Raw genomic sequence first — 16,267 nt, forward strand, 5'->3', positions numbered from 1 at the left:
GAAAGAGAGGAAAACTCCTGTTTTTATTGTGATATAATGTTCGAAAAATAAACAGGTGGCATGGTGATGAAAACAATCCTGATTGTTGAAGATGAAATGACGATATCGATGGTGTTAGCGGCTTATTTAGAGAAAGAGGGGTATTCTGTCCATCAAGCTTATGATGGACTTGAGGGAATTCAGCAGGTGGATGAAGTGCATCCAGCGCTCGTATTATTGGATGTGATGATGCCGAACATGGATGGCTGGGGTGTTTTGGAAAAAATTCGTGAGAAAAGCTCTTGTCCGGTGATTATGTTAACGGCTTTATCGGATACAGACCAAAAATTAAAGGGGTTTGGCGGAGGGGCAGATGATTATATTACGAAGCCGTTTGTAGCGGAGGAAGTTGTGGCTAGAGTCAATGCCGTATTAAGACGATCTCTGCAATTACAAGAAAAAGAACAACTGAATCTTTATGGCTCGTTAAAAATAAACTTTTTAGCTCATCAGGTTTTGTTAAATGGGGTTGAAATCATTTTTACTCCGCGAGATCTTTCGTTATTCCTTTTTTTGGCCCAGCACCCAAACCAAACCTTTACAAGAGATCAGTTAATCGAGAATGTATGGGGGTATGATTATGATGGAAGCGATCGGGCAGTTGATTTAGCGATTAAGAGAATTCGTAAATTATTAAAGGGATGGGATCTGGCAGATGGAGAAATTAAAACGTTTCGTGGCTTGGGCTACCAGTTTTATGTTTCCTAAGAAAACAAAAGAGAAGACTCCACTCCTCTATTATTGGACAAGACGGTATTTAATCACGTTAGTTAGCGGACTGTTGATTATCGGGGTCGTATCCATTTTATGGATTCACCATAATACTGTGCAAAATAAATTAGAATTAACGAAAATGCTATCCCAAGAGCTCGCCGATCGAGTCATAAATGACGAAGGGGAAATCATGGTTAACCAAAAGCTTCCCTTTATCCTTGAAGAACGGACCAAATTTTTAAATCCCGGCCAACCGATGCGTTTTTATATTAAAAATAGTGACGGTGAAGTGATGTCCCCTGATGGGAAGGGCCCGGCTATGTTTGAGGATACAGCGATTGACATGGTTCATTCCCTCTCGCTTCCTTCCGAAGTAACAGTTGAAAAAATCGAAATGGATTCACAGCGAAAGGACTATGTGGTGATATCCCCCATCCTATATGAAAAAAAGGTGGTTGGAGCCGTCTATATTTTTCAGCCTGTTGATAAGCTAATCGATTTTAAACAGCAGGACTATTACTTAGTAGCGTTATTGCTAGGAAGCCTGGCGCTTTTAGGCTGGCTCGTTATTTATTTTCTATCAAAGAAGCTAGCAAAACCTGGTTCTTCGTGTTGCAGAAGCAGCAGAGGAAGTGATTAAGGGAAATTATGAGGTTGAATTGAACGATGATGTTCAGGAGAAGGAGCTCTATCAATTAATGAATTCCTTTAAGGGGATGACCACCCGATTAGAGCAGCTCGAAACGTTAAGAACACAATTATTAGCGGGTGTCACTCATGAGCTTAAAACTCCTATCACTTCCGTAAGCGCACTTGTACAAGCGGTTAAGGATGATATCGTAAAAGGTGAGAAGCAAAAGGAATTTCTACAGATGGCATTGAAAGAATCACAACGATTGCAAAGCATGGTTGAGGATTTAATCAGTTTTAACACATTTAGTACGGGCTCCGTAAAAGTGGCAATGGAGAACATAAACGTAACCAGAGTAATTAAGGAAATAGTCTATCAATGGGAAATTGTCCATCTTTCACAAACGAACCATGTGACCTTAAAGTTTATAACCAACCAAGACAGTATTTTAACCGTGGCAGATCCTTTGCGAACACAACAAATCCTCGTTAATTTACTAAACAATAGCTTACATGCAGTAAAAGGAAAAACAGACGGAGAAATAACAGTATCCATTTATCAGGATAATCATTGGGTATCAATTGAAGTAGCGGATAATGGTTACGGAATATCAGTTGACGAGCAGCCAAATGTGTTTGAAAGATTCTATCGCGGAAAAAATAAAAAACATGTAGAAAGAGGCCTAGGATTGGGCCTTCCCTATAGTCTCCTCTTAGCCAAAGCTCAAGGCGGGAATCTTTCATTAAAGGAAAGCTCGGAAAACGGCACCACCTTTCTACTGCAATTACCGAAACGGTAGCGCTTATAGAGGTACAGAAATAAATAATAAGTGTTCAATCCCCCAGCATAATTGCTTGGGGGTTATTTTTCGTAATGTTATTAATTCTTTAGGAATTTGTTAATAGTTTGGACATAGTTTTTGCATAAAATCATTTCTATGAATGTTTGAATCTAAATTTATGAAGTTAGGAGAATGCTGGTTTGAAAAAAAGAGTCCCGTATATCAAATATGGTTTGGATCTGATCATGGGTATTACCTTTGCCTTATTTTACAATGACCGTGTGCTTGGAGGATTAGCGTTTCATGAAATTGCAGGTCTTGTTATTATCGGGGCTTTCTTAACTCATGTTTTACTGAATGGTAAATGGGTAAAGAATGTCACGCTAAAATTGTTAAATAAGAAGCTGCCATGGAAAACGAGATTTGGCTATTTATTAAATGTACTATTATTGATTACAATGACAGCTATTATTGTAACAGGAATCATTATATCGAAGGTTGTATTCCCTAATCTCACAGTAGGTAACGAGCGTTGGATGCAAATGCTCCATATATCCGTTTCCTATATTACCCTTGTTTTAGTAGCTATCCATGTTGGCCTGCATTGGCAATGGGTCATGAATCTATCGAAAAAAATCGTTAAGGTAAAGGCTCTCCCAAATTGGTTCGATTACATCGTGAAAATATCCGTTGTTGCCTTGTTCTTGTTTGGTGCGTATGAAATTTACACAACAGGTTTTGGAACTAGATTAGTTTCTTCGGCAAACATCTTCTCTGGTTCTGAGCAAGGGCAATTTGAGGGTAAACCGGGAGAAGGCTTTACAAAAGGTCAGTTTAGCGAAAATGGCCAGCCGCCTGAAGGCTTTAATGGTCGTTCAAATAGGGATTTTGAAGGACAAACACCACCAAATTGGGATGAAAGCGGAGAGAAGCCAACTCGACCTGATGGAGATTTCCAAGGAAATGGCGAAGGTCACGGTGGGATGAGAGGAGAAAAGGGTGGATTTGGAGCAAGTCCTAGTGCCTTAGGAGTGATTGCCACATACTTTGGTATCATGGCATTGTTTGTCATCCTCACTCATTATTTAGGGAAAATTAAGCTAAGAAGAAAAATTGAATTGGCTTAGAACGGCAAGTGCCACTTAAATTTTAAAGACAAAAAAGTAGAGGGAAAGCGGATAGCCCCTCTACTTTTTTTAAAACATAGTTTGTGGAAAAATCGTAAGGTAATCTTAATTAGAATATTTGTAATTTACGGATAAGATGGAATAATCCCCGGATAAAATCTAGAAATCTTCGGATAGAAGACCAGGATCCTCGGATTGAATCAGAAAATCTACGGATAGAAGTCAAAAATCCCCGGATAAGGGGTTCAAAACGTAAGGATAAGGCACGTTATTCAATCACAATCGACTGTTTACCCATTTGTTCCCACGCTGAAATAAATGTGCCACGTTCGACCTTTTGATTTTTCACACCATACGGATTATTAATATAAATATTTTCCTTATCATAGCCGGTAATGACGACACTGTGCATACTATAGGTTACATCAACGGGACCTTGAGGAGTTTGCCAAGTCATAAAATCGGAAACAGGTGCAAACGTTTTGGTGGTGAGAATCCAAACAGGATTGCCTTTTGCTACCTCACTAAGCAGAACCTCAAATGGCTGTTGTGTTAAATCTGATGCTCGATCCCCAACATAGTTCTTTGCGAGATTGAAGAGGGGAACATGATTAACACCAAGACCAGGCCCGTCCTCCATATTTCCAACGAATCCAACATTTGGATTACCGTATTGACCAGAATTATATCTCAATGGAACACGGGGGATCTCCTCAGCTAATTGATTCTTCGAAATTTGTATCCCTTTATAATTTAAAATCATCGCTAAGCTGGTTATCTCACAACCGCTCTTTAATCGGGGAGCATCCATTTGATTCAGGAGTGGAACATCCAGGATAACGGTGTCAGCTAACGGTTTTGTTTCCTCCGATTCCTTTTTTTCTTTAGGAATTTTCGTATAATTATCATTATTCTCTGATAATACCAGTGTCGTACTAAAATAGACGGTTGCACCCATAATCATTACCCCGAGTAGGAGCCGAAATAGTTTACCCACGTAAATTTCCTCCGTAAAACATCATTCTTTATTACCCTATACCAATCTGATGTTATCTATATTTATGATTATATTATTATAGCAAAAGATCCCAAACAAAAAAGAGTCTCTTACATGAAGAGTCTCTTTTTGTATGCATTCTATTAAATCACGATCGCCTGTTTTGCGGTTCACTTGTTGATTTTTTTCCTACACGGATGTTTACCAAAGGGTTACACAGTTAAAACAGCTTTAGCCATTTGCGCTGCAGTTTCTCGAGCCTTCATCTTTGCCTGTTCAACAATTTCTTCAGCTTGTTTTGGGAAATAATCGAACCCCTCAGCAACAACTGTATCCAGCACATCAATTCCTAAGAAACTTAAAGCAATCTTTAAATAGCGGTCGCCACACTCAAGCTCGGCCATCGGAGTATTTGTATATAATCCACCGCGTGTTTGAATATGCACTGCCTTCTTCCCAGACAAAGCTCCCTTTGCACCGTTTGGAGTATAGTTAAAGGTCTTTCCTGACACAAATAAATTATCCAAATATTGCTTTAAAACAGGAGGTGAGCTTAAATTCCAAACTGGCGAAACGAATACATAGTAATCGTAGTCGACGAATTCGTCAGCCACATCGTGCATCGCTAAATATTTCGCTCTTTCTCCTTCTTCGAGCTCTTCAAGCTTATAACCATAGCCACCAATTTTTCCACGTGCAGAAACTAATTCAGCATCCATTTTCGGAATATCCGCTTCAAATAAATCGATTTTCTTAATTTCCACATCTGGCTGTTCGACCCGAAAAGCCTCAAGAAAGGCTTCACCAATTTGCAGCCCCTTTGATTTACTTAAGCCTTTGGGATTCGCAGTAATATATAATAATTTCGCCATTTAGTCTCATTCCCATCATTATAATCTATCATTTATTATATAAAAATAATGATGGTCAATCGTTGAACAAATCATGACATTCATGAACATTACGTGACCTGCTTTCAACATTGAAAAAGACATTGGTCCACAAATTAGCACAAAAAAAGGAGCTGACCACCGGGGTCAGCTCAAAAATAATAGAGAGGTTTTAAAAAAATAACTTAGAAAGTTTGTGACAATGGCCTTAAGGAATTACGTTTCCTTAAGAGGTGAAAATCGAGGTTCCTAAATTATCGATTTTCAGTAGAAGGTTTTTTCCGAACCTTCATATGTGAATAGAATTTTTAAAAAAGTGATTCAAGAAATTGCTTCAGGAATGTGTTATTCCTTTTTCAATATCTTGTCTTTCCATGTCTTTATATTACTGTGTAGATTTGTAGAACTTATGAGGAACTTATGTGGAAGTTGTGAAGATTGTTGTTGAGATGATCTTTGTATTGTCGATTACCGATTTAATCAACACAGCAAGCAAAATAAAGCAGGACCGTTCAAAGAACCGTCCTGCTACTCCATTTTAATAAGCTAAAAATTTCACACAAACAGGGTGACCAACAGTGATATCATTTTGAAGCAAGGTCAACTTACCTGTTTCTTGGTTTCGGGCAAATAGCACGATATTACTCGATTCCTGATTTGAAGCGACAATGAATTTTTCACTTGGATCAAGGGAGAAATCGCGTGGCCAATCACCTTCTGTTGATACATGCTCCACAAAATTAACGAGATTTGTTGCTTGGTCAATCTCAAACACCGCAATACTATTATGACCGCGATTTCCTACATACAAAAATCTACCGTCAGAAGAAAGCTGAATCGCACTTCCCTGATTATTCTCGGTAAAGCCAGCAGGCAAAGTTGAAATGGACTGAACCTGTGTAAAACGCCCCGTTTCACTTTCGTATTCTAACACAAGAACCTCTGAGCTAAATTCCGTCATCACATAGGCAAATTTCCCATTGTGATGGAAAGCTAAGTGTCTTGGACCACTTCCAGGGGCAACAGATAGCGCGCTAACCTCTGAAAGGGAACCATTGGTTAACTCGTATGTAAAAATTTTATCAATCCCTAATTCCACTGCGACAATATATTTTTCATCTGGTGTAAATCCAGCATAGTGGGTATGAGCTTTTTCCTGGCGTGGATCGGGACCAGAGCCTTCATGCTGAGCAATCGCTCCATTGCTATGAATTTCTCCATTCACCCTATCAAGTGAATACGCTTCAAGCGTACCTTTATGATAATTGGTGCTAAGCACCGTTTGGTTTTTGCTATCAACGTTAACATGGCAAGGAGGTGAGCCTTCTGCAAGCACATGATTTAGTGGGTGTAGCTCGCCGTTTTCTTTATTAAGTGAAAAAGCAGCAAGTCCTCCTAATTCATTTATTTTTCCAACTGAATAAAGATATTGATTATCCTTGGAAATCGTAAGGTAGGTCGGATTTTCAAGCTTTGCCGCCACTTTAACCTCTGTGATTTTTTGGAGATTAGTATCTAATAAAAATGAATAGATTCCTTCACTTTCACCTTTTGTGTAGGTGCCGATATATCCTCTGAAAATTGTTTGCTCCATCTTTGTTGTTCCTCCTACGTTTAGTTGTGTGTCTCATTATATCAATTTTACATTGATTATTAAAATCACTAAAGAAATTTGCATCAAGTGATTGGGGTTGTTCATATTATTGAACTATCACTTCAAGAGGAAAGGGATTCATATGGTGAAAAGAATTACTTTTTATTTGGTCGGTTTAGCGATTGCCTGTTTGGGTGTTTGCTTCCTAATTCATTCAAAGGTAGGAGCCGGGCCTTGGGATGTTGTTAATATGGGTTTAACCGAAAGATTTGGGTTAACACTTGGGACATGGATGGGGCTTTGGCAGGCTTTTTTTCTACTGGTAAATGCGGTCTTATTAAAGCGGAGGCCGGAATTTGAATCCATCATAACCATCACCATTTGGGGACTAATCATTGATTTTTGGATGGGGATTGTACTGAAAAACCTCGATTTAACTCAAGCGCCGCTCTCTGTAAAATGTAGTGTTTTTTCAATAGGTGTACTGTTCATAGGGATGGGGGTGGGGATTTATTTAACCGCTGATCTTCCAAAAATGCCATATGACGGGACGATGGTCGCTCTTAGCACGAAGTTTAATCTAAGTTTTACCATAACAAGAACCATGCTAGAGGGTTCTGCTGTTGTCTTAAGCTTTTTCGTTGGTGGCTCTATGGGGATTGGGATCGGGACGATTATCATCTTCGTAGTGATTGGTCACATTGTTCAATTTTTTAACAAGGCTTCTTGGATACTGTACAACAAGAAAATTAGTATATTTGTATAAAATGAAAGCCTGAAGTTGCATTTCTGAAAGATCTGGTCTAGGTCTTATTTTTAAAAAATATGATGATATAGGAATAAAAAAATACTTTGGAGGTGTCGTTAAGGTGGAGAAAAAATTTGCAAAGCAAAAAACCTCTATACCAGGCCCTCAATCTTTGGATTTATTAGCAAAAAGAGAACAATATGTCCCTCGAGGCATCAGTAATAATTGCACCTCGTTTGTAAAAAGTGCAAATGGTGCAATCGTCGAGGATGTCGACGGCAACACCTATATCGATTTTGCAGGAGCGATTGGCACCTTAAATGTTGGTCATTCCCATCCCAGTGTTGTCAGTGCACTCCAGGACCAGCTTCAGCAATTCATTCACACGGGCTTTAATGTGATGATGTATGAATCCTATATACAATTAGCCCAACGACTTTGCGAGCTTGCCCCAGGAGATTTTTCGAAACAGGCAGCATTTTTTAATAGCGGGGCGGAGGCAGTTGAGAACGCTGTGAAAATTGCTCGAAAATATACAAAACGTCAGGGAATTGTTGCTTTTACAAGAGGGTTTCATGGACGAACCTTACTGGCGATGACGATGACCAGTAAAGTCAAGCCATATAAGTTTGGTTTTGGTCCGTTCGCGCCAGAAATCTATAAAGCACCTTTTCCGTACGTTTTTCGGCGCCCAGATGGGATGAACGAGGCACAATATAGCGCAATGTTAATTGAGCAGTTTGAACAGTTTTTGCTTGCCGAAGTGGCACCGGAAACAATTGCCGCAGTTGTAATGGAACCGGTCCAAGGTGAGGGCGGCTTTATCGTTCCAAGCATCGACTTTGTAAAAAGAGTACGAGAAATATGCACCCAATATGGAATCCTTTTTATTGCCGATGAAATTCAAACGGGTTTTGCGCGGACAGGAAAATATTTTGCGATTGAACACTTTGGGGTGGTTCCGGATATCGTTACGGTATCGAAGTCAATGGGAGCAGGTGTGCCAATTAGTGGGGTCATTGGTCGGACAGAAATAATGGATAGCTCCGATATCGGAGAAATTGGCGGAACGTATTGCGGCAGTCCGCTCGGCTGTCGTGCCGCACTAGCTGTACTCGACATTATTGAGGAAGAAAAATTAAATGAACGAGCGACGAAATTAGGTGAAAAAGTGCGTGAAAAGATGGCAGCACTTGCCGCTCGCTTTGAACAAATTGGTGATGTCCGCGGACTAGGGGCAATGAATGCCATGGAAATTGTCATGGGTCGAAACGACAAAACACCGAATAAAGCGGCGGTTGGAAAAATTATTAAAGAGGCAGGTGAGCGTGGATTGCTCCTGTTAAGTGCCGGTCTGTACAGCAATGTCATTCGGATCCTCATGCCGATTACGATTACGGATGACCAGCTTGAAGAAGGCATGGAAATCTTAGAGGAAGCTATGGCAGCAGTTTTCACAGGATCTTAGCTTGAGAATTTAGAAATGGTTGGAGTTCTGATTGCGACTTACCCCGTAACTTTAAATTGTGGACTTAGAAATGGTTGGAGGGGCAGCAATGAGTGAAACCAAGATTTATCACATGTATGTAAATGGAGAATGGGTTGGAAATGATGCAGAGGAGCACACGGAGGTGCTGAATCCCGCTACGAATAAGGTTATTGGGTCGGTTCCAACTGGCGGTGCGAGAGAAGCTATGCAAGCGGTTGATGCTGCTTATGCGGCCTTTAAGAGCTGGTCGAAAAAGACGGCACAGGAGCGGTTCCAAATCTTAATGAAGTGGCATGATCTAATTGAAGAAAATATCGGTGAAATCGCGAAAGTAATGACGATGGAGCAAGGAAAGCCTTTAAACGAAGCAAAAGGAGAAGTTGCCTATGCGAACGGCTTCATCTCCTGGTTTGCAGAGGAAGCGAAGCGTGTGTATGGTGAAACAATCCCTGCGTCCGCACCAAATAAGCGGATACTCATTCGCAAGGAACCTGTCGGCGTGATTGCCGCCATCACGCCATGGAACTTTCCAGCGGCAATGATTACAAGAAAAGTGGCACCAGCACTGGCCGCTGGCTGCACAGCTGTCATCAAGCCAGCGAGTCAAACACCGCTAACCGCATTAAAATTGGCGGAGCTAGCACACGAGGCTGGAGTCCCACCTGGTGTATTAAATGTCATCACGGGAAAGTCAGGCGAAATTGGTGAAGCATGGCTAAAAGACAATCGCGTAACGAAAATCACCTTTACTGGCTCGACTGAAGTTGGCAAAACCTTGATGAGGGGCGCGGCAGAAACGGTGAAAAAGATTTCGCTCGAGTTAGGCGGAAATGCCCCGTTTATCGTCATGGATGATGCCGATTTAGCAAAAGCTGCTGTTGGTCTTGTGCAATCGAAATTCCGCAATGCAGGCCAGACCTGTATTTGCACGAATCGTGTCTACGTTCAACGGAATGTGGCCGATGCTTTTATCCAGCTTTTTCAAGTGGAATTGGCAAAGCTTAAGGTCGGTAACGGCTTGGAGTCTGGGATTGATATTGGACCATTGATTGACCAGGCTGCGTTACATAAAGTCGAGGGAATGGTGGCTGATGCATTGAAAAAAGGCGCGAAGCTTACGTTTAACGGTGTGATACCTAATGATGTTGCGGGCAACTATTACCCCCCGACCATCTTAACCAATGTTAGTGACAATATGGAATGCATGCAGGATGAAATATTCGGTCCGGTAGCCCCGATTTCCACCTTCGAAACAGAGGAAGAAGTCATTGCCCGTGCAAATGATTCTACTTATGGCTTGGCTGCCTATGTGTATACAAAAGATTTAAGTCGCTCGTTCCGAATCACCGAGCAGCTGGAATATGGAATTATCGGCTTAAACGACGCCCTGCCATCCGTTCCACAAGCGCCATTTGGCGGCTACAAGGAAAGCGGCCTCGGTCGGGAAGGCGGCCATTATGGAATCGAGGAATATTTAGAGGTTAAGTACATTTCGATTGGCTTGGATGAATAATGAAGCTAGGTGTAACGTCGCCTACTGCTTTGACAACAACAGATTCTGGCTTGAATCAATCATAATGGAGCTACGCCCTGTTTTTTTCGTGAAACAGGGTTCTTTTTTTGAAAAATTCAAAATCAAAATACTAAAATAGTGACAACGCTTCACTTTGATTTTAATATAAACATAAACAGAGAGGGGCGATAGAATGCAGGTGAAGGTATTTGCAAATCTTCGGGACATATGCGGTGGCGTCACAGTAGAAGTAAAGCTAAACGGCGAACGGGTCATCGACGTGCTCGACACCATGAACGAGATGTTTCCTGAATTATATAATGAAATTTTTACAGAAGAGAAAGAGCTGAAGCCATTTGTCCATGTTTACATCAACGGCAGAAATATCGTCCACGCTGACGGACTTGAAACCAAGGTGAAGGAAACCGATCAGTTTGCCCTCTTCCCGCCAGTGGCAGGAGGCTAAAATGGTTAGCCGTGAGCTCGAATTTCGAGGCATCAATCGTCAACATCTGGAAATGTACTTCGAAGAACTAGGCGGTAAACGGAATGTGTCCGCAGAGGCTTTTCTGGCTGCGTTTACTGGAGAAGGCTGGGAAGCCCAAATTGTTAGTGAAGATGATCTTACGTTCACTGCTGTATTCAAGGTTAATGCGGTTATCGTTAGGTTTGTTGCTGACGACGATGCTAGTTTAGAAGAGTTGATTAAGCACTATCGTTATAAGACTACTAGAGTTGGGGGCTAAGGGATTAGTACCTGTGCTTGCGCATGAATAATGGGTCGAGGGCAGAAATTGTGCCCTTGGCTTTTTTTGTGAAAAAGGAATTTATTTATCAGTAGGAAAAGGGAAATAGACTCGGCCTTTGTTCGAACCTTGATGGGGGAGATTCATTGAATTGAGGATTCTAGTTGCCTTTGCCCGCTGCTGAATATTCGTTATTTTGCGGAATTCTTTGTTTGTTAACGTTGAGTTGTAAATGAAAAAATAATCGGCGATTAATTGTTCGTGGGCAGTCTTTGATTTTTCTCCACAATAAGAGCATTCCCATGTTCCGTAAGTGTACACCATAGGTCTACTGTAGCAGGTTTGGCACTGGACTCCTGGTAGGACCTCGTCTGTTGGAATTTGAAAACGTTTAAGAATATCGATATCAAGCGGCTCATTTTGTTTTAATAAAATTTTACCAAGCCTTTTTCGTTCTTTTGCAGTCATATATTCTGTTTGATACATTTTTTCCATGATTGCTATTTTTTCGGTTAGATTAATACCGCGGCATATTTTCCAGAAATGATTGGAATTCCCATTGATTCTTTTGATATGGCAGTTGTTGTTCGAAAAAGCAACTAAGAAATCAACAGGTATCGTAGGACATTTTTGTTCTTTGAGCCATTGAATGAATTGCATTCTTTGTTGCTGTGCTTGTGAAATAGGATCATCGTATACCTTAATAATCCCGTTCTTGTCTTGTATTAATTGCCCTTTTGTATGATCAATTTCAATATCGCCGGTTAAGTATTTTATCTCAATAGGAAGCAAAAAGTAATTGGAGAGGACAAAGGAGTCAATTTGAAAGTAGCGATCCTTGTTTTTTAGACGGAGTCCGGGGATAATATCGTATTTCTCTTTATCTAATTTGCCAAGGTGATAGTCGATCGAGCATTCTCCATAATAACCAGATAGATGTTTTGAAAGTTCATTATTTATCTCGGGGATTTTCCAATGGTTTGCTGGCAAATTACGGATTAGAGCTTCACATTTTTGTACGATTAATGGTATTTTTCTCTCACCTAAAAACATTTGGTTGGTCTCCTTTAGAATAGATTTTTATTGGTAGCAATAGATAAACGGATGATGAGGATTTATGTGTAATTTGGGAGATTAATTACGTAAAAAATTACGTTTTTTTGAAAAAAGGTAGGATTTAGATATAAAAGGAGGAATTTTCAGTTGGAAAATAGTGAATTTTTACGATTAAAACGGTTTTTTTTGAAAAGGGAGGTATTCATTAGAAAAAGTAAGTAGTTTTATGCACGCGAAATGGACGATATGCACGTTTGAACGGGGATATGATACAACTTTAAAAATTTATGATACAACTTTTTAAAAATATGCACGACTTTAAAAATTTATGATACAACTTTAAAAACTTATGCACGTCTAGTTGTGGATATGCACGCTCAAAAGGATTTATGCACGTTTAGGAGTAGATATGCACGATTTTGCTACAGCCTCCACCCCGACACCAAGTTCAATGCAAACAGTCCCAATTTCTCTCCACCCCCCGACACCAAGTTTGAAGACACACAATATCACATCATCAACATATACACCTATCAGTTTATCTTCCAATACTTAACCGGTCAAACAAAAACAAAAAAACACCACAGGCAACGTACTAATCACCTGTGGTGCTCAAAACAAGGTTCAACACACTTCTATTTCTGCTCAACTGCCTCATCAATAATGCCTAATTCAATCAACTTCTCAGTTGGAACGACCCCATCAACCCAGCCGCGCACTTGATAATACTCTTCTAGCATAATATCCATGCGGCTTACATGACCTGCGCTGTTGCCGGAAGCAGGCTCTTCGGTGAAACGCTTCGGTAGGAAGTCATTTTCGCGCTTATCGAAACCTGCTAGATTGTTATAGTAGCGCTCAAGGTTATAGATGCGCTCACCAATTTTCATAACATCTTCGCCAGTCAACTCAACCCCAGTCATCGTGCCATATTGCTCTGCATAATGCTCAGCATTTTCTGAGAAGGAGGAGAATTTACAAATATTCATAGAATCAGAGAAAGATAATAAGTCTTGGAAAATTTTCAGAAGCTCGCCTTTGCCGTGGGCTTCTAAGCGATCAGTTGGCTCAGGAATTCCGGCAATTTCACTTGCAACCGTATAGCCGCGTAAGTGACAGGCGCCACGGTTACTTGTGGCATAGCCCAAACCAATTCCTTGGATTCCGCGTGGATCATAAGCTGGAATCGATTGACCTTTTACAGACATTGAAAGCTCAGGAGCACCCCATAAAGCAGTGGCACGGGCTGGACCTTCTGCTAACACACCACCGAGTCCTTCTCGATAAGCAATTTTTCGAGTTAGCTCGACCATCGCATCGGCATCGCCCCACTCAAGCTTTTCATCAATGATACCTTTTTCAAAGGCTTCCATTGTTACGGAGAAAGCGTGGCCAAGCTCGATTGTATCAAGTCCATACTCGTTACAACGGTCAATGATATAAGAGATTGCTTCAGCATCACTTAATAGACAGTTGGCACCGATGGACCATGCCGATTCAAACTCAATACTCTCAACGCGAGTTTTATATTTTCCTTCCTTAACCTCAACTTCGATTTTACAGCCAACAGGGCAAGCGTGGCACGTATTGTTCGATACCAGCAAATGCTTGTTATAATATTCACCACTGTGCTTTTCAGCTTCATTCCAGTGCGTTAATTGAGAGTTTTTCGTAGGAAGCGCTCCCACTTCATTAATTAAATTTGTTAAAACATTCGTTCCATAGACTGAGAGACCGCCTTTATTCGGTGCAGTCAGTCCACCTTCAAGAATCGCTTTAACGGCTTTTTTATTTGCTTCTTTATATTCATCCTTTAGAGCAGGCTCTGGCATATTGCCTTTTTGAGGTGCTTTAATAACAATTGCTTTTAATAATTTATGGCCAGCGACAGCGCCTGTGCCACCACGGCCAGCAGAACGATCATGTTCATTAATAAATCCAGAGAAAAGGACGCGATTTTCACCTGCTTGACCGATCGTCATGACGCTAAGATCATCGGCCCCGTGAACTTCTTTTAAGGCCGCAATTGTGCCGCGAGTTCCTTTTCCCCATAAATCAGCGGCATCGCGAATTTCTGCTTTTCCGTCTTCAATATAGAGGTATACTGGTTTGTCACTCTTGCCTTTAACAATAATGTTATCAACACCAGCCCATTTTAAGCGAGCCGCTGTCCAACCACCCATATGGGAATCCGTAACGGTCCCAGTTAGAGGTGATTTTGTAACGACCGCAAGTCGTCCACTCATTGACGAGCGTGACCCTGTCACAGGACCGGTCATCACACATAAAATGTTTTCTTCTGAAAAAGGCTCTACCTCAGGTCCGTTATCAAGGACATATTTTACTCCCAGTCCACGGCCACCGATGTACTTTCTGGCTAAATCTTCATTAATTTCTCTGTAAGTAATTTCACCGTTAGTTAAATCAACAACAACTTCTTTGTTTTTAAATCCGCCAAGCTTCATCGTATTACACACACCTCTTTCATTTCTATATTGAAAAAATGTACTACCCATATTATATTAGCTAATTTTTTAAAAAATCCTTTTTTTCAGACACACGAAATAATTAGTAAATTTAAATAAAAAATAATTTATAATGAAAAAGATAAGGAGGTTGTCCATGAGTACATTAGAACGGTATTCGAGACAGATGTTATTTAAACCGATTGGAACAGAAGGACAAACGAAAATATCTCAAGCACGAGTTGTCATTGTTGGAATGGGAGCGCTTGGCACAGTAATCGCCAACCACCTCGTACGTGCTGGAGTTGGGTATGTGCGCATGATTGACCGCGATATCGTTGAGTTGTCCAACCTACAACGTCAGGTATTGTATACGGAGGAGGATGCTTCTGCCAACTTACCAAAGGTGGTGGCTGCTGAAAAACGACTCAAGGCAATTAACTCAACCGTGATAATTGACCCTATTCTTTCAGATTTAAATCTTGATAATGCAGAAGAATACTTCCGAGGCTTTGATGTGATTGTTGATGGTACGGATAATTTTATGACCCGTTATTTAATCAACGATGTGGCGATAAAGCTAGGAATTCCCTGGGTATATGGCGGTGCTGTTAGCTCAAGAGGTATGTTCGCAACATTTATACCGGGTAAAACACCTTGTTATCGTTGCTTATTTCCTGATGTTCCGGCAGGGTTAGGTGAAACTTGTGATACGATTGGTGTGCTCTCGCCAATAACGGACATCATTGGTTCTTTCGAAGCGATAGAAGTTCTGAAGCTTTTAGTTGGTGCTGACTCAAACCCCAATCTGGAGCAGTTCGATATTTGGACAAATTCCTTTTTTCAAATGGATATTTCGAATGGTCACAACCTGTCATGTCCAGCGTGTGTGAATCACGAATTTGAATTTTTAGACCGTTCTTCCAGCAAGCAAATCGCCTATACGAGTCTGTGTGGTCGAAATACGGTACAAATTAACCCAAGAATCAAGCAGCCCATCGATTTTCAGCAAACAGCTGATCGCCTTAAAACAAGTGGAAAGGTCGAAATGAATCCGTATATGCTGCGCTTTTCTCCGAGTGAGGAAATAACGATGGTATTTTTCAAGGATGGACGTGTCCTTATTCATGGACTAAATGATCTTGTGCAAGCCAAAAATTATTATTCGAAATATATCGGTACATAATTTGTCAACAAAAGGAAAGGAAATCGACGGAGAGGCTCGATTCCCTTTCTTTTTTTGGTGGAGATATATATGAAAAGGTGCCATTATGGCGCTTTAATAGGGGCAAAATACTTTAAAACGTATCAATAGATCATTCCAATAGGGAATGTAAATTATTTTGTGTAAATGATTTAATTACAATAATTTTGACTACACTTAAACTATAGTGCTCTTACTTACTAGGGGGATAGGGCAATGCTGGGGAGCAACCCGAGCACCTAGTAAGGTTCTGTACAAACGGGAGAGGTGTAT

General features: G+C 40.7%; 15 protein-coding genes. 10 read left to right on the forward strand and 5 right to left on the reverse strand.

Annotation, left to right across the window (positions count from 1 at the left end):
- Positions 1 to 66: 66 nt before the first annotated feature.
- The 4 genes from RGF10_RS04040 to RGF10_RS04055 all read left to right on the forward strand — a co-directional run bounded on the left by RGF10_RS04040 (position 67) and on the right by RGF10_RS04055 (position 3,292).
- Positions 67 to 747, forward strand: coding sequence for a response regulator transcription factor (locus tag RGF10_RS04040; RefSeq protein WP_318507524.1), 681 nt, complete (start codon positions 67 to 69; stop codon positions 745 to 747).
- Positions 695 to 1,393: a hypothetical protein gene (locus tag RGF10_RS04045; protein ID WP_318507526.1), complete on the forward strand. Its 699-nt coding sequence runs from the start codon at positions 695 to 697 to the stop codon at positions 1,391 to 1,393. Before RGF10_RS04040 ends, RGF10_RS04045 begins: the two co-directional genes overlap by 53 nt.
- Positions 1,386 to 2,183, forward strand: a complete 798-nt coding sequence (locus tag RGF10_RS04050) for a sensor histidine kinase (protein WP_318507528.1) — start codon at positions 1,386 to 1,388, stop codon at positions 2,181 to 2,183. The genes RGF10_RS04045 and RGF10_RS04050 overlap by 8 nt, the downstream gene beginning before the upstream one ends.
- Before the next feature lie 182 nt (positions 2,184 to 2,365).
- Positions 2,366 to 3,292: a DUF4405 domain-containing protein gene (locus RGF10_RS04055; protein ID WP_318507530.1), complete on the forward strand. Its 927-nt coding sequence runs from the start codon at positions 2,366 to 2,368 to the stop codon at positions 3,290 to 3,292.
- 268 nt (positions 3,293 to 3,560) lie between these two features.
- Here RGF10_RS04055 and RGF10_RS04060 read toward each other — a convergent pair whose 3' ends face one another.
- From RGF10_RS04060 to RGF10_RS04070, 3 genes are all read right to left on the reverse strand, one after another.
- Entirely contained in the window at positions 3,561 to 4,289 is a 729-nt protein-coding gene (locus RGF10_RS04060) for a C39 family peptidase (RefSeq protein WP_318507532.1), read from the reverse strand.
- A gap of 212 nt (positions 4,290 to 4,501) precedes the next feature.
- Positions 4,502 to 5,161, reverse strand: a complete 660-nt coding sequence (locus RGF10_RS04065) for an NAD(P)H-dependent oxidoreductase (RefSeq protein ID WP_318507533.1) — start codon at positions 5,159 to 5,161, stop codon at positions 4,502 to 4,504.
- Between the two features lie 556 nt (positions 5,162 to 5,717).
- Positions 5,718 to 6,773, reverse strand: a complete 1,056-nt coding sequence (locus RGF10_RS04070; protein ID WP_318507534.1) for a lactonase family protein — start codon at positions 6,771 to 6,773, stop codon at positions 5,718 to 5,720.
- 142 nt (positions 6,774 to 6,915) lie between these two features.
- On the opposite strand from RGF10_RS04070, the gene RGF10_RS04075 reads away from it, so the two are divergent.
- The 5 genes from RGF10_RS04075 (at position 6,916) to RGF10_RS04095 (ending at position 11,269) form a co-directional block, all read left to right on the forward strand.
- Positions 6,916 to 7,539: a YczE/YyaS/YitT family protein gene (locus tag RGF10_RS04075; RefSeq protein WP_318507536.1), complete on the forward strand. Its 624-nt coding sequence runs from the start codon at positions 6,916 to 6,918 to the stop codon at positions 7,537 to 7,539.
- A 103-nt stretch (positions 7,540 to 7,642) separates the two neighbouring features.
- Complete coding sequence (gabT, locus tag RGF10_RS04080) at positions 7,643 to 8,989, forward strand: 4-aminobutyrate--2-oxoglutarate transaminase (protein ID WP_318507539.1); 1,347 nt, start codon at positions 7,643 to 7,645, stop codon at positions 8,987 to 8,989.
- 88 nt (positions 8,990 to 9,077) lie between these two features.
- A complete protein-coding gene (locus tag RGF10_RS04085) occupies positions 9,078 to 10,523 on the forward strand; it encodes an NAD-dependent succinate-semialdehyde dehydrogenase (protein ID WP_318507541.1) in 1,446 nt (481 codons plus the stop codon).
- 193 nt (positions 10,524 to 10,716) lie between these two features.
- Positions 10,717 to 10,989 (forward strand): ubiquitin-like small modifier protein 1, encoded by a 273-nt coding sequence (locus tag RGF10_RS04090; protein WP_318507543.1) that lies wholly within the window; start codon positions 10,717 to 10,719, stop codon positions 10,987 to 10,989.
- 1 nt (position 10,990) lies between these two features.
- On the forward strand, positions 10,991 to 11,269 hold the full coding sequence (locus RGF10_RS04095) for a MoaD-like domain-containing protein (RefSeq protein WP_318507545.1): 279 nt from the start codon (positions 10,991 to 10,993) through the stop codon (positions 11,267 to 11,269).
- Positions 11,270 to 11,350: 81 nt separating this feature from the next.
- On the opposite strand, the gene RGF10_RS04100 is transcribed toward RGF10_RS04095, so the two are convergent.
- Both RGF10_RS04100 and RGF10_RS04105 read right to left on the reverse strand, forming a co-directional pair.
- The gene (locus RGF10_RS04100) at positions 11,351 to 12,322 is read right to left on the reverse strand and encodes a nuclease-related domain-containing protein (RefSeq protein WP_318507547.1); all 972 of its coding nucleotides are present in this window, start codon (positions 12,320 to 12,322) and stop codon (positions 11,351 to 11,353) included.
- A 638-nt stretch (positions 12,323 to 12,960) separates the two neighbouring features.
- A complete protein-coding gene (locus RGF10_RS04105) occupies positions 12,961 to 14,790 on the reverse strand; it encodes an aldehyde ferredoxin oxidoreductase family protein (protein WP_318507549.1) in 1,830 nt (609 codons plus the stop codon).
- Between the two features lie 157 nt (positions 14,791 to 14,947).
- Here RGF10_RS04105 and RGF10_RS04110 point away from each other — a divergent pair, with 157 nt between their 5' ends.
- Entirely contained in the window at positions 14,948 to 15,976 is a 1,029-nt protein-coding gene (locus tag RGF10_RS04110; protein WP_318507551.1) for a ThiF family adenylyltransferase, read from the forward strand.
- Positions 15,977 to 16,267 lie beyond the last annotated feature (291 nt).

The organism is Bacillus sp. T3 (assembly GCF_033449965.1).
In the GTDB taxonomy this organism is placed as follows: Bacteria; Bacillota; Bacilli; order Bacillales; family Cytobacillaceae; genus Bacillus_BU.